Source organism: Litoreibacter halocynthiae (assembly GCF_004365635.1).
Taxonomy (GTDB): Bacteria; Pseudomonadota; Alphaproteobacteria; order Rhodobacterales; family Rhodobacteraceae; genus Litoreibacter; species Litoreibacter halocynthiae.
In genome coordinates, this window is record NZ_SOBH01000004.1 from 268714 (window position 1) to 294372 (window position 25659).

A 25659-nucleotide genomic window follows, 5' to 3' on the forward strand; every position below is an offset into this window, starting at 1 on the left:
CAGACTTTGCCCACAGGTGCAAGTCGCAAAATCGCTAGTCATATCGCGCCCAAAATGCCTTACTTGCCGAAAGTGAAAGGGGCATGACATGGACGGAACACAAGCAAATATCGAACACTGGGCGGAGCGGGTCGACCTCGCCGCCGCCTTCCGCTGGACCGCACGGCTGAATATGCACGAGGGCGTGTCCAACCACTTCTCCTTCGCCATTAACGACGACGGCACCAAGTTCCTGATGAACCCCAATCAGGTGCATTTCTCGCGCATCAAAGCCTCCGACATGCTGGTGATCGACGCCAACGATCCTGACACTCTAAAAGGCCCTAACGCGCCTGATCCGACCGCTTGGGGCCTTCATGGCGGTCTGCACCGCCACTGTCCACACGCCCGTTGCGCCATGCACATCCACTCCATCCACGCCACGGTTCTTGCCTGTCTGGAGGACAAAATCCTCCCCCCGCTCGACCAGAACGCGGCGATGTTCTACGACCGTCAGGTGGTCGATGACAGCTACGGCGGGCTGGCCTTCGAGGAGGAAGGCGAGCGTTGCGCCCAACTGTTCACCGACCCGAAAAAGAAGGTTATGATCATGGGCAACCACGGCATCATGGTCATCGGCGACACCGTGGCCGACACCTTCAACCGCATGTATTTCTTCGAGCGCGCCTGCGAGGTCTATATCCGAGCCCTTCAAACTGGTCGCCCCCTGTCGATCCTGCCCGATGACATCGCCGCCAAGACCGCGGACGAGATTGAAAACTACCCAGAACAGGACATCCGCCATTTGGCCGAACTCAAGGCCATTCTCGACACCGAACAACCGGACTACGCGACCTGATGCAATATGGACTGACCGAAGAGCAGGAGATGATCGTCTCCACCGTCCGCAGTTTTGTGGAAAAGGAAATCTACCAGCATGAGGAACTGGTGGAGCGCACCGGCGAGGTGCCTGACGAGATCGCCCAAGACATCAAACAAAAGACTCTAAATCTGGGTTTTTACGCCTGTAACTTCCCCGAAAGCGTAGGGTGTGCGGGGCTGAACCACCTTGATTTTGCGCTGGTCGAGCGTGAACTTGGACGAGGCTCCATGGCACTCAACCACTTCTTCGGCCGCCCCCAAAACATCCTGATGGCCTGCGAAGGCGACCAGAAAGAACGCTACCTCATGCCCGCCGTGCGGGGCGAGCGCATGGACGCCCTTGCCATGACAGAACCGGGCGCAGGCTCCGACATTCGCGGCATGAAATGCGCCGGCGTCCGTGATGGCGGCGATTGGGTGGTGAACGGGACCAAGCATTTCATCTCTGGCGCCGACCACGCCGATTTCTTCATCGTCTTCATCGCCACCGGCGAAGATGACACGCCAAAAGGCCCTAAAAAGAGAATTACCGCCTTTTTGGTTGATCGCGGCACCCCCGGTTTCACTATCCGCGACGGCTACAAATCCGTGTCCCATCGCGGCTACAAGAACATGATCCTCGATTTCGACGACTGCCGCCTGCCCGACGCACAGGTGTTGGGGCAGGTCGATGGCGGTTTCGAGGTGATGAACACATGGCTCTACGCCACCCGCATCACCGTCGCCACGATGTCCGTCGGCCGCGCCCGCCGCGTGTTCGACTACGCGCTGAGCTACGCCGCAGAGCGGGAACAATTCGGCCAGCCCATCGGCAAGTTCCAAGGCGTCAGCTTCCAGCTTGCCGACATGATCACCGAGATTGACGCCGCCGACCTGCTCACCCTCGCCGCCGCCGACCGGCTGGACCAAGGTCTGCCGTCTAACCGCGAGATCGCGTCGGCCAAGCTCTACGCCTCCGAAATGCTGGGCCGCGTCACCGACGCCGCGATCCAGATTCACGGCGGTATGGGTCTCATGGACGACTTCCCGCTGGAGCGTTTCTGGCGCGACGCGCGGGTGGAACGCATCTGGGACGGCACCTCCGAAATCCAGCGCCACATCATCAGCCGCGACCTGCTGAGGGCGCTCGGTGCCTGACCTGTCGCGCCTTCTGAACCCCAAATCCCTCGCGGTGATCGGCGGCGGAGCATGGGGCGAGGCCGTGCTGCATCAGGCCCGCAAGTTTGGCTATCGCGGCACGCTTTACGCCGTCCATCCGGTAAAGCCCGAGATCGCCGGAATCAGAGCCTATCCCAGCGTGATTGACCTCCCCGAAGTCCCTGATGCCGCCTTCATCGGCATCAACCGAGAGGCGACCATCGGCGCGGTTGAACGTATGCGGAAACTCGACGCTGGCGGCGCGGTCTGCTTTGCCTCCGGCTATGCAGAAGCCAGTGGCGAGGATATTTCCGGCACCGACGCGCAGGCTCGTTTGCTCAAGGCCGCAGGCGACATGCCGATTCTCGGTCCCAACTGCTACGGCTTCATCAACGCGCTGGATGGCGTCGCCGTCTGGCCCGACCAACACGGCTGTAAGCGCGTCGATAGCGGCGTTGCAATCCTCACCCAGTCCTCCAACATCTCGATCAACATGACGATGCAGACCCGTGGCCTGCCCATCGGTTACATGATTACCGCCGGAAATCAGGCGCAGACCACGCAAGCCCACATCGCTTTGGCCCTGCTCGACGATCCCCGCGTCACCGCTATCGGCCTGCACATAGAAGGCTTCGGCGACCTCACCCATTGGGAAGCCCTCGCCGCTAAAGCGCACGCAAAATCTATCCCGCTCGTCGCCCTCAAGGTCGGCAAATCCACCCACGCGCAGGCCGCCACGATCAGTCACACTGCATCGCTGGCAGGTGGTGACACCGCCGCGCAGGCGTTCCTCGACCGACTCGGCATACTCCGATCCCCCGACCTGCCCAGTTTCCTTGAAACGCTGAAGCTGTTGCATGTCGCAGGGCCGCTCACCTCCAACCAGATCTCCTCCATCAGCTGCTCCGGCGGCGAGGCGTCCTTGGTCGCCGACATGGCCGATCACCACGACTTGACCTTCCCTGAACTCACAATTGAGCAGAAACAGAGCCTGTTTAACGCCCTCGGCCCCAAGGTCGCGCTGGCCAATCCGCTTGACTACCACACCTATATCTGGCGCGACGAAGACGCGATGACCGCCGCGTGGTCCGCCATGGCCGCGCCGCATATCGCGCTGACGCTGGTGGTGCTCGACTACCCGCGCGGCGACATCTGCGACGCCAGCGATTGGGCCTGCGCCACCAACGCCGCCCTGCGGATGCGCAAGGCGACCGGCAAGCCCGTAGCCGTTGTCGCCACCTTGCCCGAGCTCATGCCCGAAGCCATCGCGGCGCAGCTCATGGAAGGCGGCGTGATCCCCTTCGCCGGCTTGGCCGAGGCGCTGAACGCGGTTGAGGCCGCATCCCGCCCGCGCAAATCGCCTCCGTCCGAGCCCGTGCTAAAACGCCCCTTTGCGGAGGCCACCGAGACCCTGTCCGAATTCGACGCCAAAGCCGCCCTCGCCGCGTTCGGCTTGTCGGTCCCCAAAGCAATCCAGACGAACCACAGCGCCACCGGCCTCGACGCGCTGACCTTCCCCGTCGTGGTGAAGGCCGAGGGCATGGCGCACAAATCCGATGTCGGCGGCGTGATCCTCGACTGCAACTCGCGCGCCGAGGTGCGCGACGCGATGGACAGCATGATCAACGCCACCTCATTCCACGTCGAAGAAATGTGCGACGCAGGCGCGGAGCTGTTGATCGGCGTCACGCAAGACCCCGCCCATGGCTACCTGTTGACCATCGGCGCAGGCGGCATACTGACAGAGCTGTTAAACGACACCCAATCCGTGCTCATCCCCAGCACGCCGGAAGCTATAAAACAGGCTCTAACACGCCTTAGAACGCATCCCTTACTAACCGGCTATCGCGGCGCGGCTCCTTGCGACATCGACGCAATCACCAACGCAATCCTCGCCATTCAATCCTATGTCATCGCCCAAGACGGCGCGGTGGCGGAGGTCGAGGTAAACCCCCTCATCTGCGGCCCAAACAGCGCCGTCGCAGCAGACGCACTCATCCGGAGGACCCCATGACAAACCCCATCAGAACCCGCCGCGAAGGCACTATTCTCGAAGTCACGCTCGACCGCCCCAAGGCCAACGCCATTGACCTCGCGACCTCCCGTATCATGGGCGACGTCTTCGCCGATTTCCGCGACGACCCCGACCTGCGCGTGGCCATCATCACCGGCGCTGGCGACAAGTTTTTCTGCCCCGGCTGGGACCTGAAAGCCGCTGCTGACGGTGACGCGGTCGACGATGACTACGGCGTCGGCGGCTTTGGCGGGCTGCAGGAGTTGCCCAACCTCAACAAGCCGGTGATTGCCGCCGTGAACGGCATTGCGTGCGGCGGAGGCCTGGAACTGGCGCTGTCCGCCGACATCATCCTTGCCGCCGATCACGCCACCTTCGCCCTGCCCGAAATCCGCTCCGGCACCGTGGCCGACGCGGCTTCCGTCAAGCTGCCAAAACGCATCCCCTATCACATCGCGATGGAATTGCTGTTCACCGGCCGCTGGTTCAACGCCGAGGAGGCGCGCGGCTGGGGCATTGTTAACCACATCCACCCCGCCGAAAAGCTGATGGAGGAAGCATGGGACATGGCCCGCCTGCTCGCCTCCGGCCCGCCATTGGTCTACGCCGCGATCAAGGAAATCGTGCGCGAAGCCGAGGATGAGAAGTTTCAGGACACGATGGACCAGATTACCGGCAGCAAGTTTGAGACCGTAAAACGGCTCTATTCCAGCGAGGACCAGCTTGAAGGCGCAAAAGCTTTCGCCGAAAAGCGCGATCCGGTCTGGAAAGGCCGCTAGGCGAAATCGTTCACCGCATAACCTTGCAGGAACAGAAGCGCGGTCAGATCACCATGGTTCACCCGTATCTTCGCCTGCGCCTGCACCGTCGGTTTCGCGTGCAACGCCACGCCCGCACCTGCCCGTTGCAACATGCCAAGATCATTTGCACCGTCGCCAACCGCCAGCACGTCAGCCTCTGAAATCCCCAACCGCGCCGTGATTTCTTCCAACGCCTGTACCTTGGCCTCACGGCCCAAAATCGGCATCGCGACCTGCCCCGTCAGCTTGCCGCCTTCTTCCAGCAACGTGTTCGCGCGGTTCTCGTCAAAGCCCAGCGCCGCCGCGACCGAGGCCGTGAACGCCGTAAACCCGCCCGACACCAGCGCCGCATAAGCGCCATTGGCCTTCATCGTCGAAACCAACTCTTTCCCGCCGGGCATATAGGTGATCCGTGTCGCTAGAACAGTCTCTATTACACCGGACTCCAGCCCTTCCAGCAGCCCCACACGCTCTTTCAGCGCAGCCTCGAAATCCAGCTCCCCGTTCATGGCCCGAGCCGTAATATCCGCCACGCGCGCGCCCACGCCCGCTTCGTCGGCCAACTCGTCGATACATTCCTGCTGGATCATCGTGCTGTCCATGTCGGCCAGCAGCATCTTCTTGCGCCGCCCTTCCATCGGCTGGATCACCAGATCCACGCCCAGTGTCTGACACTCCTCCCACACCTGTTCCACATTCGCCGGAACGCTCGCCAAAGCAAACTCCGCCGCGACGTCCGGCATTAACCAGATCACGTCCCCGCCGCCCCACGCGTTGCGCAGGTTCGCAGGCAAGGCGGCGTCCAGTTTCGGCGAAGATGGGTCGCATAGAAGGGTCGCTACGAACATCGGGAAGTTTCCTATCGTGGAGAAGCGTGTCGCAAATAATCACTCAAGCGGCGCTATAGCGACGTTTTCTCTATTGTGAAAGCCCGCGCCCTTCCGTAGTGACGCCAGTGGGACACCTCTCCCCAACGAGAGGCAATATATCTGTAAGGGTAGACATTATGACTACGAAAGCTCCGGCCACCAAGCCGACGAATCCGCGCTTTTCTTCCGGCCCCTGTGCCAAACCCCCCACATTCACGCTCGATAAACTGGCCGACGCCCCACTGGGTCGCTCGCACCGCGCCGCTGTCGGCAAAGCCAAGCTGCTTGCCGCGATCGAGACCACCCGCGACGTGCTGGGTATCCCTGCCGACTACAAAATCGGCATCGTGCCCGCCTCCGACACCGGCGCGTATGAGATGGCCATGTGGAACCTGCTGGGCGAACGCCCGGTCGAGATGCTCGCGTGGGAAAGCTTCGGTTCCGGCTGGGTCACCGACGTGGTCAAGCAACTGAAGATCGATGCTGAAGTCACGACCGCCGATTACGGCGAGATCGTCGATTTTACCCAAGTCAATTTCGACAACGATGTCTGCTTCACATGGAACGGCACCACCTCCGGCGTGCGCGTGCCGTCGAAAGACTCTATTCCCGCCGAACGGGCCGGTTTGACCCTGTGTGACGCCACCTCCGCCGCTTTTGCAACGGACCTGCCGTGGGACCGCTTGGACGTCACCACCTTCAGCTGGCAGAAAGTGCTGGGCGGCGAAGGCGCGCATGGCGTCCTGATCCTGTCGCCCCGCGCGGTGGAGCGTCTCGAAAGCTACACCCCCGCATGGCCCCTGCCCAAAATCTTCCGCCTGACCAAGAGCGGCAAGCTGATCGACGGTATCTTCACAGGTGCCACCATCAACACGCCGTCGATGCTGTGCGTCGAGGATTACCTCTTCGCGCTGGATTGGGCCAAATCCGTGGGCGGCCTCAAAGGCCTCATCTCCCGCGCCGATGCCAACACCGCCGCGATCACCGATTTCGTCGCGGCGCATGACTGGATCGACTTCCTTGCCACCGATCCCGCGACTCGCTCCAACACCTCCGTGTGTTTGAAGTTCACCGACGACCGGATCACCGACGGCGCGGCATTCGCCAAGGCCATCGCCAAGCGTCTGGAGTCGGAAAACGTAGCCCTCGACATCGGAGCCTATCGCGACGCCCCTCCGGGCCTGCGCATCTGGTGCGGCGCCACGGTCGAGACCTCCGACATCGAAGCCATGCTCCCGTGGCTCGCCTATGCGTTCGAGCAAGAGATCAACTCCTAAACCCGTTTCGTGCCATACGCTTTGCCGACGCAAAGCCGACGTAATTCATACCGCTAAATATAGGAGCCCATCATGGCCCCCAAAGTACTCGTATCCGACAAACTCTCCGAGACCGCCGTCCAGATTTTCCGCGACCGCGGCATCGACGTGGACTTCATGCCCGACCTTGGCAAAGACAAAGAAAAGCTGCTGTCGATCATCGACCAATATGACGGCCTCGCCATCCGGTCTGCCACCAAGGCGACCGAGAAACTGATCGCCGCCGCTGACAAACTGAAGGTCATTGGCCGTGCTGGTATCGGCGTCGACAATGTCGACATTCCCGCCGCCTCGAAAAAGGGGATCATCGTGATGAACACCCCGTTCGGCAACATGATCACCACCGCCGAACACGCCATCGCGATGATGTTCGCCGTGGCCCGTCAGATCCCCGAGGCGTCGGCGTCCACCCATGCAGGCAAGTGGGAAAAATCCAAGTTTATGGGGGTCGAGCTCACCGGCAAAACCCTAGGCGTTATCGGCGCAGGCAATATCGGCGGCATCGTCTGCGAACGCGGCGTTGGCCTTAAAATGAAGGTGATCGCCTATGATCCCTTCCTGTCCGAGGAACGCGCAGACAAGCTGAACGTGACCAAAGTGGAGCTCGACGAATTGTTCGCCCGCTCCGACTTCATCACGCTGCATGTGCCTGCCACCGACAAAACCCGTGGCATGATTTCAAAGGAAAACATCGCCAAGATGAAAGACGGCGTGCGCATCATCAACTGCGCCCGTGGTGGTTTGGTGGACGAGGCCGCACTGGCCGACGCGCTCAAATCCGGCAAGGTCGCAGGCGCCGCTTTTGATGTGTTCGAGGTCGAACCAGCCACTGACAGCCCGCTGTTCAACCTGCCCAACGTGGTTGTGACCCCTCACTTGGGTGCTGCCACCACCGAGGCGCAAGAAAACGTCGCCCTGCAAGTGGCCGAGCAGATGTCGGACTACCTTTTGACAGGCGCGGTTGCCAACGCGCTGAACATGCCCTCCGTCACGGCGGAAGAGGCTAAGGTCATGGGGCCATGGGTAAAATTGTCCGAACACCTTGGTGCGTTCATCGGCCAGATGACCGACGAGGCGATGAAGGAAATCCAGATCACCTATAACGGCAACGTGTCCCAAATGAATCTGGAGGCGCTGAATTGCGCTGCGGTGGCAGGTATCATGAAGGCTACCAATCCAGATGTGAATATGGTGTCGGCGCAGGTTATCGCAAAGGAGCGTGGTGTGAAAATTTCGACCACGACGCAGGACAAATCCGGTGTGTTTGACGGCTACGTCAAGCTGACCGTTGTCACCGACAAGCGCGAGCGGTCGATTGCTGGCACGGTATTCTCCGACGGAAAACCGCGCTTCATCCAGATCAAAGGCATCAACATTGACGCCGAGATCGGGGAGCACATGCTCTATACCACCAACGAGGATGTCCCCGGCATCATCGGCACTTTGGGCCAGACCATGGGGGAGAATGGAGTGAACATCGCCAACTTCACCTTGGGCCGCTCATCCGCCGGAAAAGGTGCAATTGCGCTGCTTTATGTCGATGAACCCGTACCAGCACCGGTCCTCAAGAAACTGACGGAGACTGGCATGTTCAAACAGGTGAAAACACTGCATTTCGACGTGGCATAATCTAAAATCTACACGCATTTAACGCCGCTGCCTTCAGGGTGGCGGCGTTTTTCGTTGGCGGTTAATCCTTACGGATCAAGCCGGTAATGGCACCCGCCCCCAGCGCCGCAACGATCCATCCGATAGACTTGGCGAACCACCGCACCCACCACGCGATCTTGCCCAGAGGAGAGCGTGAGGTGGACGGTGCCCAAGCGCCCTCCTGCCCGAAATTCACCAGCGGAATAACCACATCCGCGGCGTAGGCGAAGGCGTTGAACGTCTCCCAATCCTGCCCGCCCTGACCGGGGGCGGACCAGAACACCGCAGGGTTTTCAGGATGCGACTGGGTCGCCGCGACCCAGTCCTGCGACACGAGAATGGGGGCCGCATTCGGCGCCATGTCGCCCGCATCCCACGTCCGCTGGAAGAACACGCCAAGCGAGATGATCATCACAATCGCCACCACCACGGCCCTGCCGGGCCTGTAGCCGTAGCCGATGGTCCACCGCAGAAAATCATCCGCCACCCGCGCCAAAGCACGTCGCGGGCCGTTAACCCCACGTTCTGCCATCAGGCGTCTATCTTCCGCGCGCAAAAGGCGCTCCTTGCGCATCAGAACCGAGCGGGCATCTTTGCGGTGACCCAGCGATTGCAGCACGGTCGCAAGCTGCTCGTAGGGTTGCGAAGTGAAGGGCATGTCGTCCGGCTTGCGGGCAAGCCAGTCCAGACGCGCGGTAATCTTGGTGTCCACATGGCGGGAGAAATCGCTATAGCGAAACCCGTCGAGCCTGATCGGATAAGAAGCCCCAGGCCCCACAGGCTCATCCCGAAACCGCGCCACCTCGGCGGCAGCCAGATTGACCATGCCCTTCGTAATGTGGTTATCGGTCATATACAGGATGCCGTTGATACGAGCCCGCGCGAGGCTCAACGCCATGCCGTAGCCATGCTCCTCGCTGGGATCGAAAACGGGGGCCGTAATGACGTCATTCTGCGGCAGACTGATAGAGGTGTTGGTGATGAAAAAATCATGCTCGACCCGTGCGGATGAGAAGAACAAGAGCCCCGTCGCGTGCAACTCTGTCACGCTCTTGGCATAGGGGTAGTTGCCCAGAAAGACAGAACCCTCCACCCGCAAGGACGGCGCGAAGATGGCGTCTTGCGTGGGGCTTTCGATGGTCGCGTCGCATATTTGCAGATCGCCACTGATCCGCGCGCCTGCCATCGAAATCTCGCCCATGACGATGGTGCCGGCCCTGATGTAAACCGATCCTGAAAACGACGTGTTGTCAGCGGATAATCCCGTCAGGTGACAGGTCGAAAGGTGCAGCCCGCGCAGCCGCGCGTTGACCAGATTGATCGGGTTGCTCAGGTGGCAATGCGACAGCGAAATGTCCCGCTCGCAATCGCATCCTTGCAGATCCAGCGTGCCGCTGATCCACGCCCCGCGGAGGCGAATACCCTTGTCGTGCAGCGCGTCGAATCCCAACAGCAAATGCCGGATTAATTCGCCCCTGATCGTGTGGACAGGCTCGGCGGCTTTGGGCAAGTTCCCATCCCCGACGCTGGTGCGCTCGGGGTTTGTTGCGTCGTCTATAAGTTTCTGTTCTGCCGCAGAGAACGGAGCAAAGGTATCTAAGGAATTCATTGGCCGACCGTCGCACGACGCCGTGGCGCGGGCAAGTTCATGACACAGAAAAGGCTTTACACCCCTACCGCTTGCGTGATTCCGTGCGCTTCATGAGCAAGCGTTACCTTCCCTACTGGATCACCTTCGGCATCCTTGTCGCCACGGCCCTCATCCTGCTGTGGATGGGCCGTGTTCCCATGTGCAAATGCGGCTATATCAAGCTGCTGCATCTGGAGACGATGAGTTCCGAGAACTCGCAGCACATCTCGGACTGGTACACGCCCTCGCACCTGCTGCACGGGTTCATCTTCTACTTTCTGCTCTGGCTGGTTGCGCGGCGGATCAACATAGGCTGGCGCCTCACCATCGCCACCGTGATCGAAGCCGCGTGGGAAATTCTGGAAAACACCGACGCCGTCATCAACCGCTACCGCGAGGTGACAATAGCGCTGGATTACTACGGCGACAGCGTTCTGAACTCGGTCTTCGACATCATCGCCATGTGGGTCGGCTTCTGGCTGGCACACCGGTTGCCAGTGTGGGTCAGCGTCGCAATCGTGATCATCGCCGAGGTCGTCGTAATGTCCGCCATCCGCGATGGTCTGGCGCTGAATATCATCATGCTGCTTTACCCGCTGGATGCGATCCGCGAGTGGCAGGCGGCGGGCTAGACCTGATAGTAAACGCGATACCATTCGACAAAGCGCGCAACGCCCGTGCGCACGTCTGTCTTGGGTTGATACCCCGTCAGGTGCTTTAATAGATCAGCTTCGGCCCATGTCGCAGGCACATCGCCGGGCTGCATATCCATGAAGTTCTTTTTCGCCTCGCGTCCTGTCGCTGCTTCGATCGCCTCGATAAACGCCATAAGCTGCACCGGCTCGCCGTTGCCGATATTGACCGCCCGCCACGCCGCGACGGGTGATAGGCTATCGCCGTCTGTGACCTTACTTTCGGGGCGCACAGGCGGGGTGTCGACAAGCAACCGGATACCTTCCACCAAGTCGTCGATATAGGTGAAGTCGCGGCTCATGTCGCCGTGGTTGTAGACGTCAATCGGGGTCCCTTCGAGTATCGCCTTGGTGAACTTGAACAACGCCATGTCGGGACGCCCCCAAGGACCATACACCGTGAAAAAGCGGAACATCGTCACGGGCATGTCGTAGAGGTGGGAATAGGAATGGGCCATTGCCTCGTTCGCCTTTTTGGTGGCGGCGTAGAAGCTCATCTGAGTGTCGACCTTGTGGGTCTCCTCATAAGGCATGACGGTATTTGCACCGTAGATCGACGAAGTGGATGCCATCAACAGATGATCACACGGATGCGCCCGCACAGCCTCCAATACGTTAAACGCACCGATCAGATTGGCGTCGACATAGGCGCGCGGGTTTTCGATGGACCACCGGACACCGGCTTGCGCGGCAAGATGGATAACGACATCCGGCTCGTGCTCAGACATGATGTCCATGACCAAGCCGTCCGTTTCCAACAAGCCTTCGATCGGTGTGAAATTAGGGGATTGGGACAGCATCTGATGGCGTCGCTGCTTCAGCGTCACATCATAGTAATCCGTCATGCCATCGAAGCCCACGACCTTGAAGCCATCCGCCAGCAAACGGGCCGCAACATGGTAGCCAATAAACCCTGCCGAACCGGAGACCAGTGCGGCGCGTTTCTTTGCTGTCATGATCGTTACTCCCTGTGTCCAAGCCTACGTCTGGCAATTTGCCTATCAGGTCAAACACGAAAAAGTGCGACTTTCCGCGAGTTGGTGCCGTTGCCCCTGTTTCGCTTGCATTTCGCCGCTGAGGCCACCAACTGTAAGGCACCCAACCGAGAGTAGCCCAATGAACCTGCTGCGTTCTTTTTTCAAAAGCAAGAAAGCCGCCACTCAGGAGCACTCTGACGGGCGGAACGTCTCGCGGCCAAACCCGACCTCAGCCCATTTCGTGGTGGGTGACCTACACGGAACGCTCGATTTGCTTGAACATATTCTAGAGCAAATCGACCATGTTATCGGCTCGTTGGATCTAAGCGATCCCAAGCTGGTCTTCGTCGGTGACTATGTTGACCGCGGACCGTCAAGCTCCGCCGTCCTGACGCGGCTGTACGAGTTGGCAAGCGAGTTTCCGCAGAACGTGACCTGTATCCTTGGCAATCACGAGCAGATGATGCTCGACTTTCTTGACGCTCCAGAAGCCAGGCATGCAAGGTGGTTCCGGAACGGTGCGGCGCAAACTCTGGCCAGCTTTGGTATCGACCTTCCTGAAGAGGCTGATTGGACAGCGACCTCAGGGGCCATCGCCGCTGCGTTGCGCGCGCAGATGGGCGACCAAGTAGAAGATTGGGTACGTTCCCTACCGATGTCGGTCAGGTCTGGAAATCTGATGATAACCCATGCCGGAGCCGATCCGGGGCGCGCAATCGACGACCAGTCTTCGCGTGTTCTGCTCTGGGGTCACCCCGAGTTCCTGAGCCGGGCGCGCTCTGACGGACACTGGGTCGCGCACGGGCACACCGTCATGGAGAACGCTGTTTGCGAAGACGGGCGCATTTCGGTGGATACTGGTGGGTATTCCACTGGCTGCCTGACTGCTGCCGCGATCCTGCCCGACGGAACCGTCGAGTTTTTACAAACCACGGAGCCTCGTCAAAACGGCTGAGGTACCGCTACCGTTCGAATTGGTGACAACGCAACGTAACCTCTACGCCCGCGAAGAAATGCAGTAAGCTTGGCGTGACACACACGGAGGACCCAGAATGTCTGAAATTATGATCCTGAGCGGCGCACGCACGGCCATCGGCACCTTTGGCGGCGCACTTGCCAGCACCCCCCCTATCGACCTTGGCGCAACAGTTTCGAAAGCGGCGATGGAGCGGGCCGGGGTCGACCCGTCCCAAATCGGGCATGTTGCGTTCGGCCACGTGATCAACACCGAACCGCGGGACATGTACCTGTCCCGCGCCGCCGCTATGCAAGCAGGTGTTCCTGACACCGTTCCCGCGATGAACGTGAACCGGCTATGCGGCTCCGGCGTGCAAGCGATCGTCTCGGTGATCCAGTCGCTGATGCTGGGCGACGCAGAGTTCGGCCTTGCGGGTGGCGCAGAAAACATGAGCCGCTCCCCCTACATCATGCCCGACGCGCGTTGGGGTCAGAAAATGGGCGACATCAAATCCCAAGACATGATGCTGGGCGCGTTGAACTGCCCGTTCGGCACTGGCCATATGGGTATCACCGCCGAGAACGTCGCGGCGGAACATAACATCACCCGCGAGGCACAAGACACCTTTGCGCTGGAGAGCCAGACCCGTGCCGCACGCGCCATTGAGGCAGGTTACTTCAAGAACGAGATCGTGCCCGTCGAAGTCCGCGTGAAACGTGACATGGTGCCTTTTGACACGGACGAGCACCCCAAAGCGACCTCGCTAGAGGTGTTGGCAGGGCTGCGTACTGTGTTCCAGAAAGACGGCACCGTAACGGCCGGCAACGCATCCGGCATCAATGATGGTGCTGGCGCAGTCGTGCTGGCCACGGAGGCTGCGGCAAAGGCATCCGGCCTGACTCCTCGCGCGCGCATCATCGGATATGCCCACGCAGGGGTGCGGCCGGAGGTCATGGGTATTGGCCCCGTTCCCGCGGTGCAAAACCTGCTGAAACGCACGGGCCTGAAAGCCAGCGACTTCGACGTGATCGAGTCCAACGAAGCCTTTGCAGCACAAGCACTGGCGGTTTCGCAGGAACTGGGCCTCGACCCTGCCAAAGTGAATCCCAACGGTGGTGCAATTGCTTTGGGCCACCCGGTTGGGGCGACAGGTGCCATCATCACGGTCAAAGCTTTGCACGAACTGGAACGGACCGGCGGATCAAAAGCGCTGATCACCATGTGTATCGGTGGCGGTCAGGGCATAGCCTTGGCGATTGAACGGGTCTGATTACTCGGCAAAAATAGTGGTGCCCGCGGCGCGGCCTCGGGCATCAATTACCCTTACTTGCAGATACCCGCGTCCTGACGGGACCAGCTGCGCCTGACGCTCCCAGCTGTTGGTGAGAACCGGCGCGCCGTTTTGCAGCCATGTGAACGGCGCAACACCATCCCTGATTTGAACCGTCACTGCACCATCACGCCGCGCAACGCGCGCGCCATCAGGTGGAAAGGCCACCTTGGGATGATCCTGCGCCACGCCTTTTTGCTCGGAGCGGCTGGTAAACCGTTGCAGGGGCCGCGGCAGTTCGGCGTTTCCTAACAGCAACGCATCGCGTGGCGGCGCAGGCAACGGATCGCTCTGGGGTTTTACCTTATCGAAGGCTTGAAACATGAGCGGCGCGGCCAGCTCTCTACCGAAGGCCCCCGGCACAGGCGTGCCGTCGACCCGCCCCATCCAGACGCCAATCACATGCCGTCCGTTATACCCAATCGCCCAAGCATCACGGTGCCCGTAAGACGTCCCCGTCTTGAAGGCGACGTCCTTGCGCCCTGCCATTGCCGGACGCGGAACACCCTTGAGGATATCGCCAATATACCAGCTTGCCCGCTTGCTCAAAACCGAAGGTAGGGGCGTGATATCCTTTTGAATCGCCGCGAGGGTCTTCGCCCCGTCGGGCTGCGCAATAGCGGCATATAGCTGGACAAGTTCAGTGAGACTTAAGCCCAAACCACCCAGCGCAATGGCGAGGCCAGCCTGATCACCCGCCAGTTGCGGCGACGTTCCCGCCTGATGCAGTTTAGCAATCAGGTTTGCGGGGCCAAGCCTGTCCAACACACTCACGACGGGGAGGTTCAAGGAGGCCTGCAAAGCTTCCCGCACACGAATGTCACCGCGAAACAGGCCATCGAAATTCTGCGGCGCATAAGCCCCGAATTGCATGGGCCGGTCGGAAATCAGCGATTCGGGATGGATTAGACCCTGATCGAACCCCATGCCGTAAATCAACGGCTTCAAGGTCGACCCGGGGGAGCGACGCGCCTGCGTCATATCAATAAACCCACCCCGCCGATCATTGGCGTAGCTGGCAGAGCCGACGGACGCGATAATCTCGCCCGTCTGGTGGTCCGCCACCATAATCGCAGTCGACAGATACTGGCCACCTGCTCCCACGGCCGTGGCAGCCAGCCGTTCCAGCTTTTGCTGAATGCCTGCGTCCAAAGTGGTGCGAATGACCTGCCCGCCTTCCGTACTGCGAGCGCGGTCCGTCAGATGCGGTGCCAGTGCCGCAAAGTCGTGACGCTTTGCCCGAAGTGTTTGCGCTGTGTTGTCCTCCGGCTTCAAAGCGCCGTCGCCAACCAGACGCTCCAGAACACGGTTTCGCGCCAGTAGCGCGTGTTTCGGGAAACGGTCGGGTCTGCGGCTTTCAGGCGATTGCGGCAGCGCGATCAGCATAGCCATCTGCGTTGGGGTCAGGCGGCGCGGTTCTTTGCGGTAATAGGCCAGACTGGCCGCGCGCAGCCCTTCCAGATTGCCGCCATAGGGTGCGCGCACTAGATAGAGCGACAGGATTTGCTCCTTACTCAGTCGCTGCTCCAACGCCAAGGCAAGCCGGATTTGGCGCAGCTTTCCGGGCCATGAGCCTGTGCCGCTTTCCTCCAGCAAACGTGCGACCTGCATTGTCAGGGTCGACCCGCCAGAAATGACGCGCCCGTTCCATGCCGCTTGAGCAGTTGCACGCATCATCGCAACAGGATCAACGCCAGCATGGCTGTAGAAGCGTTTGTCTTCATAGCGGATCAGGAGACGCAAAAACTCCGGATCGACTTCGGCGACGGATATGGAAAGCCGCCAGCGGTCGTCTGAGGTTTGAAAAGCCCGCAACAGTGACCCGCGCCGATCAAGGACCTCTACGCCGGTTTCGATGGCCAGCACCGGCATTTCGGTGCGACCGACCCACCCGTCAAACTGGTCGCGCCCGAGGGCCGCCGCCCAAAGGGCGACAGCCAACACCCCAAATGTTCGGGCAAGCCTCACTACCGGACGACCTGCACACGTCCCTCGTCGGTGCGGGCGCGGTAGAACGGGCGATACATATCTTCGACGCTTGCGGCAGGGTGGTGATAATCCCCAGGCGCCACCGCGCGCAGAATATAGGCCAGTTGGAATTCCTTCCTGCCGTAGTGATCAACTGCGGCAAGGAATCTATCGTCGCGAAACTCCGAGTTGCGGACGTTTGCGTCGGTGTTGAGCCATGGCAGAGATTTGACGTCACCGCTGCGCAACAGGTTTGGGTTGTCGATCTCGAAACCGGCAGGCAGCGGGTCGTTTACCATCAGCCTCGCCTCTCCTGTCGCAAGCGGAGTCACCGTTAAGACTGAAACCAAGCGTGTTCCCGACGCCACGCGACCGGCATCAACGGGATTTCCGTCCAGATCATAGTAATCGCGCGCGATCCGGTATCCGTTTCCACCAGCTTGCACAGGGTCATCTGAAACGCCGATGGCCGTGAGAGTCACGATTGTCGCGTCGGACGAGGTATTGGTAATCTCGACAGGTTGTTGCGCATCCTCGTCCAGAACCTTAACCAATGGCCCGTCCACGATATTGCCATTCAACGACAACCCTGCCCCTTGGCGGTCAATCAAGGCGTTGGCTGCCAGCAGTGTCCAAACGGATTCCTGCGTCGAACGTCCGACCACATCTCCGATGGAAGGTGCAATCCGTGCGCCGATCTCGGCCACGTTCAAAACGTTTGATCCGGCTTCGACGGCCAGTGTCAGAACGGCAGCAGCATCCCGCAGGTCGGTGCCGTAATCGTCACGCCAAACTTGTGCATTGCCCGTTGGCTTGTCCAAGAGGCTGGCTGCACGTCTAAACATTGCGTCGGCGCGCGACGGGTCACCGTAGGATGCAAGAGCCGCACCCAATTGTGCTGCTGCCAATGCAGTGGCGAAATCGGAGGCCTTGGTGTCCGCATAGTACCGCAGGTCTCCGATAGATGCGGCACCCTCCCGGGCCAGAACCAGCAGGGCATAGGCAAGGCCTTCACCGCCATACTCGAAGTCAGGCGCGCTGTTCACTTCGTTGCGCAGGTTATCGAGTGCTTGTCTGAACGCCACTTGCGGCACGTCATGGCCCTGCGCCCGCGCTCTGCTCAAGAAGTCGGTCACGTATGAATCGAGCCACAAATCGCCACGGTCGGGCCGCCAAAGCCCGAAAGCCCCGTTGGATGCCTGATTGGTCAGAACCAGCGATATGGACTGGCTGATCCGCTCCGCGATGCCATCGCGGTCTTCCAGACCCATCGCGCGGGCGACCTGATCAAGATAGAGCAACGGCAAAGCCTTCGAAGTCACCTGCTCGGTGCAACCATAAGGGTACCTGTCGAGCGCGTTAAGCAGTCCTGCCACGTCAAACCGGGCTAACGGACCTGCCGCAAGCGTCACAGAGCTGGAGCCAGCCGCGAACCCCGCAAAAGCGTTTTCATCCAGAGTAAATGTTCCGCCCGCCGCCAATGAGAACTGGCTGCGCCGTTGGATGGGCGGGTCGTTCCGGCGCAACTCGATTCGGTGCGTTTGGTTCAGCGTTCGGCCATCAGGCAGCGTGAGCGCGACATCCACCGAAACAGCGTCGCTCCCTTCCGCGGTGAACGGCATGGATAGGCGCACTGTTTCCTTCTCGCCAAGCTTCACGGAATTCGGGACCTCGCCCGTGAGGCGCGCACCTGTCGCACGAACGGAAAGCGGCATGTCACCGGTCGGACCGTCCGCATGCACAATCTCCAGTAAAAGCTGACTGCTGTCACCGGGTGCCAAGAAGCGCGGCAACGTGGCGGCCACCACGACAGGGTCGCGCACCAGCACCTCGGTATCGGCTTCGCCGACTCCGTCTTTCGACCAGACGACCGCCATCAAGCGAACAGAGCCGTTGAACGCGGGAAGGTCGAACACGGTCTCTACGATACCATCTGCACCGACCTTCAAGGGGCCGCTGACATAGGCCACAAGCTCTTCGGTTGGTGGTGGCGATTTTGCGCGAAGCTGCGCGCTTGCGTCGCCACCAGAGCGGATGGTGCCCAAGGCCCCTGTGGTGCCGTCAATGAGGCGGCCATAGACATCGCGAATGGCGACGCCCAGCTTGCGTTGACCGAAGTAATGATCAGAGGCATCCGGCGGTGTGAATCCCGTCAAGTTGAGGATGCCCTGATCCACCGCGGCGATCATCGCGTAAACGTCGCCATCCGCATTATCCACTTTGAGCCGCGCTGTGAGCGGGCCACGCGGGGCGGCCTCCCCTGCCGTTTCGAATTTCGCCCGAAGTTTCGCATTTTCAGGGTCTACGGACGCATGAGACAAGCCCAAAGCGCGCGCAGGGTTCTGCCCTGCCACTGCATCCATCGGGCGCAGAACGGAGGCAGACACATATGCCCCGCTTCCCCAATCGTCGGTGACTGGAAGTGTGATCAGGTTCTCGCCCTCGAACACCTCAACCGCCTTCATATCAATCAAGCGGTTTGACATCACGGTGACCAAGGCCGTGCCCGCATAGCGCGACACGATGCGCAGGGTAGCGGTATCGCCGGACTTGTAGAGCTCCTGATCAAGAGAGGCTTCGAGGAGATCGGGTGTTTGGGCAGCGTCAGCACTTGCGTACCAACCGGCAGTGAAGCTCATTGAGGTCGCAACATAAGGTCCGTCAACGCGCTCGACCTTGATTTCGTATTCGCCCCACTCAACTGGTGCACCGATCTGCAAAGGCGCGCCCGCCGTCACGGTTGCTTCGCCGGATGCCACACGGCTGCGCGTGGTGATCGGATCCCAGTACCAGTTGCCGTAGTTTGAGTACCACTGGTACTCGGTCCGCACGCGATTGATCGTCCAGCGGACTTGCATATCTTGTGGTGTCAGGTCGGGGGCCAGCGCAACGACATTGAAATTGGCCTCGGCATTTTCAGGTAAAACACCGTCAAAGCCCGGCTTGACGCCGATCAGCGGTTTATCGAGCAAAAGGGCGCGCGTGATACGGCGCTCGATCGGGCGGTTAGAGCCTTCGCGGACACGAACGACAACTTCTGCTTCCAGCGGTTGCATCACCTCGGTCAACTCAGGCACCTCAAGCAATGCTGTTGCCAAGCCAGCCGTATCGGTGCGGACGTTAGAGACAAAACCGCTACGAATGGGGCGGAATGGGGTGTCGTGACGCCCGAAGCGGTACCCCTTATAGCCATCCAGAAAGCCGGAGGCACGAAGGACCATGTCGCCCTCGACCGCGAGATCTGCGCCGGGGGCGCCGAAAAGGTATCGCGCCTCAATCCCAAGTTCAGGGGCATTTTGACCCGCAATCATTGGTCCTTCAGGGAGCGTGAGCGTCGCGTCGATGCGTTCCGGCAGAAAATCCTCCACCAACAGGTTTTGCGTAGACAGCGCAGGCGCTTCGGGGTCCGCAAATATGGCAAAGGTCCATGTGCCGCGAGGAACTTCCGTGCCAAGCGGCATCGCAAACATACGGCCACCCGCGCCTGCATCCTGCTCGGTGGTTCGTGAATATTCGACGCCGTCAGGGCGGCTAAGGACTGCTGTAAGCGACAAATCTTCAATCGCCTTGGCCGTACCGTCCCGCGCGAGGGCCAAAGCGTTGATAGTTTCGCCTGCGCGGTAAGCCCCGCGCTCGGTGGTCACGAACAGATCGACAGGCTTGGCGGGCGCGTTGCCCTCAACACCACGGTCCGACAAATCAAATTCGGGGTCGCGCAGGGACAGAAACGCAAAGTCGTCGTCTTTTTGGACCGTCAGCAAACCGGGTGCAGCCGCACCGAGACCACGAATAAGGCCGGCATCAAAGCGGGCATAGCCTTCCGCATTGGTCGTTACCGTATCCAACACCTCGTTGGCGCGGGAGATCAGTGAAACAGAAACCCCCTCTTTCGCCGCCACGTCAGAAAGACCGCGCACAAACACATGCATGCCGTCGACACCCTCGAGACTGGTCAGGCCAAGATCACTGATCACAAACCACTGCGTTGCGGGGGAGGCTTCGTTGGTTGATTTACCCGCGACAGATGCCTGCAGCGCGTACACTCCCGGTTGCATTTGCCCCACAATATCGGACACCGGCAGTCGGGTTGTAACATCGCGGTTCAATTCGGTCTGGACGTCGCCTTTGCCTTTCCACACCTCAACACCCATGGAGGAGCGGAACTCCCGCTCGCCGTAGTAGCTAAGCGGTCGGGCGAAGAAGTCACTTTGCATTGTGCGCAAAATGTTTCGGTCCGAGACTTTATAAAGCGTCAGGTCCAGCTTGTCGGTATTAACAGCGACCACCGGCAGCGCGGCATCGCCGCTGCTTGGCAAGATATAGGCACGCCCGGGGAAGCGGACGGACGGGGCGCGGTCGCGCACGTATTGGGTGATCTCAATCGGCTTTTGCAGAGCCTCGCCGGACTCTGCAGGCAGACCTTGGCGCAAGGTGAAACGATAGCGCTCACCGTGATTCAGGCCACCGAGGCAAAGCTGGCGATCTTGCGCCTCAATGCTGAGCCCTTCGATCTGTGACTGCACGAATGGCGTGTAGTCGGTGGTTTTGGACAATGACTCTGAGAACGCCACGCAAATCCGCGGCTCCTCGGAATTGCTCTCAACATCTGTGTCAGCGACGTTGAAGCCGAATAGGCCGACTACCCGATCCAAGGCTTTCTCGGTGTCGTCTCTCGGCTGCAAGGATTGCGCAAGCCGCAGCGGCGCAATCGCGTCACGCCCCCTGCCGTTCTGTTCAAACGCCTTCGCCATCGTCGTCAGCGCATTGACCGACATCGCAGGGTTGGGCGCGCGCAAATAGGCGTTGATGGACGCGGTCAAATAAAGCCGGTTGAACTCGCGCCGTTTGCTTGAATCTTTCTTGGCAGCCGACGCTGCATCGCGGGAAAACTGCTCCCATAGATCAGAGCGGTCTTCGACCGTAAGCCCGGCACCAATGAAACGCATCGCGACGTCCGGTTTACCTTCACCACGGGATTTCGCCGCCGCTTCAACAAACTGCTGGGCTGTGAACGCATTCGCGGCATAGCGACTTGTCATGGTGGACGCTTGCGTGAGCGCTGCGTTTAAATCGCCTTCGGTCAAGAATGGCGCCTGAGCGCGCTGGGCTTCCGCTAACCGCAGCTCGGCTGGCGTCGCGTCACTGACCCTGACCGACAATGCGCCTTCAAAAGGCTCGCTCTGCGTGATGTCCGATTTGGGGAAACAAGCGCTGGATTTGGTGTTGAAGGTTAACGCCTTGCAAGACGCATCGGTCAGGCAAGCGCGCGTGCAAGCGTCGAAGCTGGTGTCGAAAATATTTGTGAGGTCGCTGCCGTAAAAATCCACATTGCGCGACAGGGTCATGCGGCGCTCCGGAATCAGGCCGTCGGCAAGCGCCGTTGTTGCGGTCACGACTGCAATAAAACCTGCGAAGAAAATGCGGAACGCCATGATAACCTCGTTTTTCTGAATACTCCCTCAGGGTTGCACGACCACTGCGAGTCGGGCAACCCAATCGCATTAAGTGGGTGTTCACCAAGTTCAGCAAATCTGTGCCGATATACAGGCAGACGATTCGAGGATGATGGAACACTCCCTAGCAAATGACGACCTTATGCGGGAGCGGCGTGCCCGGCTGGCTGCTGAACGGTTGTTGGAGCAAAAACAGGCCGAGCTGACGGCGGCAAATCGCAAGCTGTCTGCCCACGCTTTGGATCTGTCTGGTCAAATCGTAGATCAAAGACGCGTTGTGCAAGAGCTAGAAGGGCAAAACACACGCGTGGCCAAGGACCTTGTCGCGGCCAACCACAAAGTGGTTGCTGTGGAGCGCCTGCTTTGGGACGCGATTGACACCATCCGCGACGGTTTCGCTCTGTTTGACGCAAAGCTGAACCTGATCGCGGCCAATCCGCCTTATCTCGCCGCTTTTGAAGGTGCGGGCGATATCGGTCCGGGATCAGGGTATGTTGAAATTCTCGATCTTTGTATCGACGAAGGCATCGTTGATTTGTGTGGCCAAAAACCGGAAGACTGGCTCGACATGATGCAAGGTCGCTGGACCGGCGCAGAAATTGAACCGATCACCCTTCGTTTCTGGAACGGCGTTTACGTCAAAATGATGGACCGCCGCACCTCAGACGGTGGGGTGGTGTCGATGGTACTCAACATCACCGAAAATATCCTGCGCGAAGACGAACTGCGGGACGCACGGGATAAGGCGCAAGCTGCCGACCGGGCGAAATCCGCATTCCTCGCAAAGATGAGCCACGAATTGCGCACCCCGATGAATGGTGTTGTCGGAATGGCAGACCTGCTGCTTGAGAACGGACTCGATGAAGAAAGCACGCTTTACGCTCAGACGATCCGCAACTCGGGTGAGGCATTGCTAGATATCATCAACGATGTTTTGGATTTCTCAAAGATTGAAGCAGAGAAAATCCAGCTCAAGCCGCAACCATTTGATCTGGAACGACTGGTGCAGGATGTCGGTTTAATTGTTGGCCCTACCGTCCAGCAAAAAGGGCTGGATTTTCAGATCGACTATGATCAGTTTCTGCCCGCCGAGTTTATCGGTGACCATGGCCGTATCCGCCAGATTCTGACCAATCTTGTGGGTAACGCCGTGAAGTTTACCGATGAAGGCTACGTCATGGTCCGCGTCGTCGGAATCGTCGACGATGCAACCCGAAGCTGCCAATTGCATTTCACCATTGAAGACAGCGGGCTTGGGGTTGAGGCGTCTATGGTTGATCACATCTTCGGCGAGTTCAACCAGATTGAAGACGAGGCGAACCGCAAATTCGAAGGCACCGGATTGGGCCTCGCCATCACCAGAAAGCTGGTCGAGCAGATGGGAGGCGAAGTCTGGATCACCAGCGTCAAGGACGAAGGCGCCTGCTTTGGGTTTCAGATAAACCTGCCGCTGGTTTCTGATGCCGAAGCGGTGCCGAACATGATCCCGAATACGATCAAGTCCGCCATCGTCATCGAGCCCAACGCCATGGACCTCGACATTCTCATGCGGCAGATGGAACTGTTGGGCCTGCCGATGATCGCATTGCCGAACGCCGCTGCAGCAAAGACCGATATGGCTCCCGACATCATTTTCGTAGGTCATCACCACGAGTATTGCGACGGCCCCTCCACAATCGAAACCGTAGGTCGCGTTTTTCCCGGCGTCCCGATTGTTGCAATGATCTCACCCGCTGATCCGGCCGCAGTTCCGACCAACATCCCTACGCTTCGCAAACCATTCCATCGTCAGGATCTTTTTGACAGTCTTGCGAGAGCTGCACATGCGCCTGTGGCCAAAAAAGAGGCCCGTCAGTTGCGCATTCTGGCCGCGGAAGACAACAAAACCAACCAGCTGGTGTTTCGCAAAATGCTCAAGACTGTGGCCGCTGATTTGACCATGGCGTCCAACGGCGTCGAGGCCGTCGAAGCTTTTGAGCAGGGGCATTTTGATCTGGTGTTTATGGACATCTCGATGCCCGAAATGGACGGAATGGAAGCAAGTCGCACCATTCGTCAGTTGGAGGGCATTCGCGGCTCAGACCCCGTTCCGATCATCGCCATGACAGCACACGCGATGGCGGGTGACGAGGAGCGGATTAGGGAGGCAGGAATTAGCCACTACCTGACCAAACCTCTAAAGAAGGATAAAATTCACGCCCTCATAGAAGAGCTTTCGCCCACGGAAACCACTCCGTTTCAAAGCTGAAGGAAGCCCGGGCTTAGACGCATGTGGCCAGTAATCAATCCGTTCCAGTTCGAAATTGGGCCATGCAGCCGCTTCTTGGCCATTGGGTGATTTGCATCGAGAGCGCCGTACTTCACCAAAAGCCCTGCGATTGCAGCCTCGGCGGCTCTCGTCCCGCCATCGGCTATTTTCAACGCCATGCCTAGGCCTTGTTCTGGCAGGATCGCGACGAAAACCGCCTCTGCGCCCGTCTTGATCGCAACCTTTCCGTCCATCGCACGCATCAGTTCGGTGCAAGCACGGCCTTCACCAGCGACCAGATCGGGGTGGGCCCGCATCGCGTCCACCAAGCGGGTCGACGCCTTTGCGCGTGCATCAGACCCGGAGGGCTTTGCCATTCGGGCCATCGCGCGTGCCAGGCCAGTCACCGTTGTCGAAAAATTCGGCGCGGAGCATCCGTCGATCCCGTAAAACTCTGCCGTTTCCCCAGTCATTTCCTCGAAGGCTGCGCGGGCCGCGCGTTGAACAGGGTGATCAACCTCCACGTAGTCCGGGCCTTCTCCAAGGTGTTTGTTGAGCGTCAGAAACCCGCTGTGTTTGCCCGAACAATTGTTATGAATCTGGCATGGCTGCTTGCCGGCACGGATCAGCGCATCGTGCGCATCTTTGTCAGACGGTTTTTGCGGGCCGCAGCGGAAATCCGAAACCTGTAGGCCAAGAGTATCCAACCAAACCTGCACTCGGTCGGTGTGAATCGCGGCCCCTTTGTGTGACGCGCAAGACAGTGCCAATTGCTCTGGCGTCAATCCGAATGCGTCAGCGGCACCGCTCTCGATCAAAGGTAAGGCCTGCAACATCTTGCACGACGAACGCGGATAGATCACCTTTTCGTCATCACCCCATGCCTCAACAACATTTCCACTGGTGTCGCACACAACCGCATGGCCCAGATGTTGTGATTCAAGCAGGTCGCCCCGCCAGATTTCGACCATGGGGATCGGTTGTGTCATAGACGCCTCCTTCTAAAGCGGAAATTCGCCAATTGGGCTTCCCCAACACATGCATTCTGGGCTATCGTTTGGCAATCGAGATAATAATATGCTGTGCTGGCACAAGTTGAATCCGTTAAGGGTCGTTCAGCGCACAAGAGGCAGAAACAGCTGGAGCTGTGAGATACATGAAAAAAGTGCTGCAAAGCATGGCCGTAAGCGCGGCCCTTATTCTGGCCACTGGCCCCCTTTCCGCTCAGGAGCAATCTACAAATCGCGTCGCGTCCAAAACGGACTGGAGCGTGTTTGTTGAGGACAACCCGACGCAGTGTTGGATCGTATCCAGCCCGAAGGAAGTTGTGAACACCAAGGGCGGCCGCGTTGTGGCTGTGACCCGCGGCGACACGCTTATGTTCGTGAGCTATTGGCCCGGGGCCGGTAAGCTGGGCGAAGTCTCCTTCACCGGTGGCTATCCCTATCCGGACGGTGCAACTGTCAGCCTGAAAATCGGCGACAGTGAGTATGAGTTGTTCACCAGTGGTGAAACCGCTTGGGCGCCGACCCCTGCGGATGACAACAAGATCATTTCTGCCATGAAACGCGGTGCGGACGCTGTCATCACCGGTGTGTCCAAACGCGGCACGACAACGAAGGATTCGTTCTCACTGCTCGGCTTTACCGCCGCGCTGGAGGATGCCGCGAAGCGTTGCGGCGGGTAATTTAGTCAAATTTTTCAGGGTTAAGGGATCGGCTGCCAAGGTTCCTTAACTCGCTAACTCTAAGACCGG

17 protein-coding genes are annotated in these 25659 nt (G+C 59.5%); 11 read left to right on the forward strand and 6 right to left on the reverse strand.

Annotated elements, in window-relative coordinates; all coding sequences use genetic code 11:
• The first annotated feature begins 88 nt into the window (after window positions 1–88).
• Genes BDE40_RS16545 through BDE40_RS16560 form a run of 4 tightly spaced genes read left to right on the forward strand, consistent with a single transcriptional unit; the run spans window position 89 to window position 4791 of the window.
• Window positions 89–838, forward strand: a complete 750-nt coding sequence (locus BDE40_RS16545; RefSeq protein ID WP_134016443.1) for a class II aldolase and adducin N-terminal domain-containing protein — start codon at window positions 89–91, stop codon at window positions 836–838.
• On the forward strand, window positions 838–1998 hold the full coding sequence (locus BDE40_RS16550) for an acyl-CoA dehydrogenase family protein (protein WP_134016445.1): 1161 nt from the start codon (window positions 838–840) through the stop codon (window positions 1996–1998). Before BDE40_RS16545 ends, BDE40_RS16550 begins: the two co-directional genes overlap by 1 nt.
• Window positions 1991–4012, forward strand: a complete 2022-nt coding sequence (locus tag BDE40_RS16555; RefSeq protein WP_134016447.1) for an acetate--CoA ligase family protein — start codon at window positions 1991–1993, stop codon at window positions 4010–4012. Before BDE40_RS16550 ends, BDE40_RS16555 begins: the two co-directional genes overlap by 8 nt.
• Window positions 4009–4791, forward strand: a complete 783-nt coding sequence (locus BDE40_RS16560; protein ID WP_134016449.1) for a carnitinyl-CoA dehydratase — start codon at window positions 4009–4011, stop codon at window positions 4789–4791. The genes BDE40_RS16555 and BDE40_RS16560 overlap by 4 nt, the downstream gene beginning before the upstream one ends.
• On the opposite strand, the gene serB is transcribed toward BDE40_RS16560, so the two are convergent.
• Window positions 4788–5660: a phosphoserine phosphatase SerB gene (serB, locus tag BDE40_RS16565; RefSeq protein ID WP_134016451.1), complete on the reverse strand. Its 873-nt coding sequence runs from the start codon at window positions 5658–5660 to the stop codon at window positions 4788–4790. The two genes, BDE40_RS16560 and serB, sit on opposite strands and share 4 nt — an antisense overlap.
• Window positions 5661–5818: 158 nt before the next feature.
• Here serB and BDE40_RS16570 point away from each other — a divergent pair, with 158 nt between their 5' ends.
• Together BDE40_RS16570 and serA are read left to right on the forward strand one after the other, a co-directional pair.
• Entirely contained in the window at window positions 5819–6958 is a 1140-nt protein-coding gene (locus BDE40_RS16570; protein ID WP_134016453.1) for a phosphoserine transaminase, read from the forward strand.
• A 72-nt stretch (window positions 6959–7030) separates the two neighbouring features.
• Window positions 7031–8626 carry a phosphoglycerate dehydrogenase gene (serA, locus tag BDE40_RS16575; RefSeq protein ID WP_134016455.1) on the forward strand — a complete coding sequence of 532 codons (1596 nt, stop codon included), beginning with the start codon at window positions 7031–7033 and terminating at the stop codon, window positions 8624–8626.
• 61 nt (window positions 8627–8687) lie between these two features.
• Here the strand turns inward: serA and BDE40_RS16580 are convergent, their stop codons facing one another.
• Window positions 8688–10256, reverse strand: a complete 1569-nt coding sequence (locus BDE40_RS16580) for a hypothetical protein (RefSeq protein WP_134016457.1) — start codon at window positions 10254–10256, stop codon at window positions 8688–8690.
• A gap of 92 nt (window positions 10257–10348) precedes the next feature.
• Here BDE40_RS16580 and BDE40_RS16585 point away from each other — a divergent pair, with 92 nt between their 5' ends.
• Window positions 10349–10909, forward strand: coding sequence for a DUF2585 domain-containing protein (locus tag BDE40_RS16585; protein WP_134016459.1), 561 nt, complete (start codon window positions 10349–10351; stop codon window positions 10907–10909).
• Here the strand turns inward: BDE40_RS16585 and BDE40_RS16590 are convergent.
• Window positions 10906–11925, reverse strand: coding sequence for an NAD-dependent epimerase/dehydratase family protein (locus tag BDE40_RS16590; protein ID WP_134016461.1), 1020 nt, complete (start codon window positions 11923–11925; stop codon window positions 10906–10908). The genes BDE40_RS16585 and BDE40_RS16590 overlap by 4 nt on opposite strands.
• Window positions 11926–12085: 160 nt before the next feature.
• On the opposite strand from BDE40_RS16590, the gene BDE40_RS16595 reads away from it, so the two are divergent.
• Together BDE40_RS16595 and BDE40_RS16600 are read left to right on the forward strand one after the other, a co-directional pair.
• Window positions 12086–12901, forward strand: a complete 816-nt coding sequence (locus tag BDE40_RS16595) for a metallophosphoesterase family protein (RefSeq protein ID WP_162848115.1) — start codon at window positions 12086–12088, stop codon at window positions 12899–12901.
• 97 nt (window positions 12902–12998) lie between these two features.
• The gene (locus BDE40_RS16600) at window positions 12999–14174 is read left to right on the forward strand and encodes an acetyl-CoA C-acyltransferase family protein (RefSeq protein WP_134016465.1); all 1176 of its coding nucleotides are present in this window, start codon (window positions 12999–13001) and stop codon (window positions 14172–14174) included.
• Here BDE40_RS16600 and pbpC read toward each other — a convergent pair whose 3' ends face one another.
• Window positions 14175–16106 (reverse strand): penicillin-binding protein 1C, encoded by a 1932-nt coding sequence (pbpC, locus tag BDE40_RS16605; RefSeq protein ID WP_134016708.1) that lies wholly within the window; start codon window positions 16104–16106, stop codon window positions 14175–14177. It abuts the gene before it with no gap.
• Between the two features lie 95 nt (window positions 16107–16201).
• Entirely contained in the window at window positions 16202–21634 is a 5433-nt protein-coding gene (locus BDE40_RS16610) for an alpha-2-macroglobulin family protein (protein WP_134016467.1), read from the reverse strand.
• A 133-nt stretch (window positions 21635–21767) separates the two neighbouring features.
• Here BDE40_RS16610 and BDE40_RS16615 point away from each other — a divergent pair, with 133 nt between their 5' ends.
• Window positions 21768–23903 (forward strand): ATP-binding protein, encoded by a 2136-nt coding sequence (locus BDE40_RS16615; RefSeq protein WP_134016710.1) that lies wholly within the window; start codon window positions 21768–21770, stop codon window positions 23901–23903.
• Here the strand turns inward: BDE40_RS16615 and BDE40_RS16620 are convergent.
• Window positions 23894–24892, reverse strand: coding sequence for an asparaginase (locus BDE40_RS16620; RefSeq protein WP_134016469.1), 999 nt, complete (start codon window positions 24890–24892; stop codon window positions 23894–23896). The two genes, BDE40_RS16615 and BDE40_RS16620, sit on opposite strands and share 10 nt — an antisense overlap.
• Before the next feature lie 167 nt (window positions 24893–25059).
• On the opposite strand from BDE40_RS16620, the gene BDE40_RS16625 reads away from it, so the two are divergent.
• Window positions 25060–25590 carry an invasion associated locus B family protein gene (locus tag BDE40_RS16625; RefSeq protein WP_073144847.1) on the forward strand — a complete coding sequence of 177 codons (531 nt, stop codon included), beginning with the start codon at window positions 25060–25062 and terminating at the stop codon, window positions 25588–25590.
• Window positions 25591–25659 lie beyond the last annotated feature (69 nt).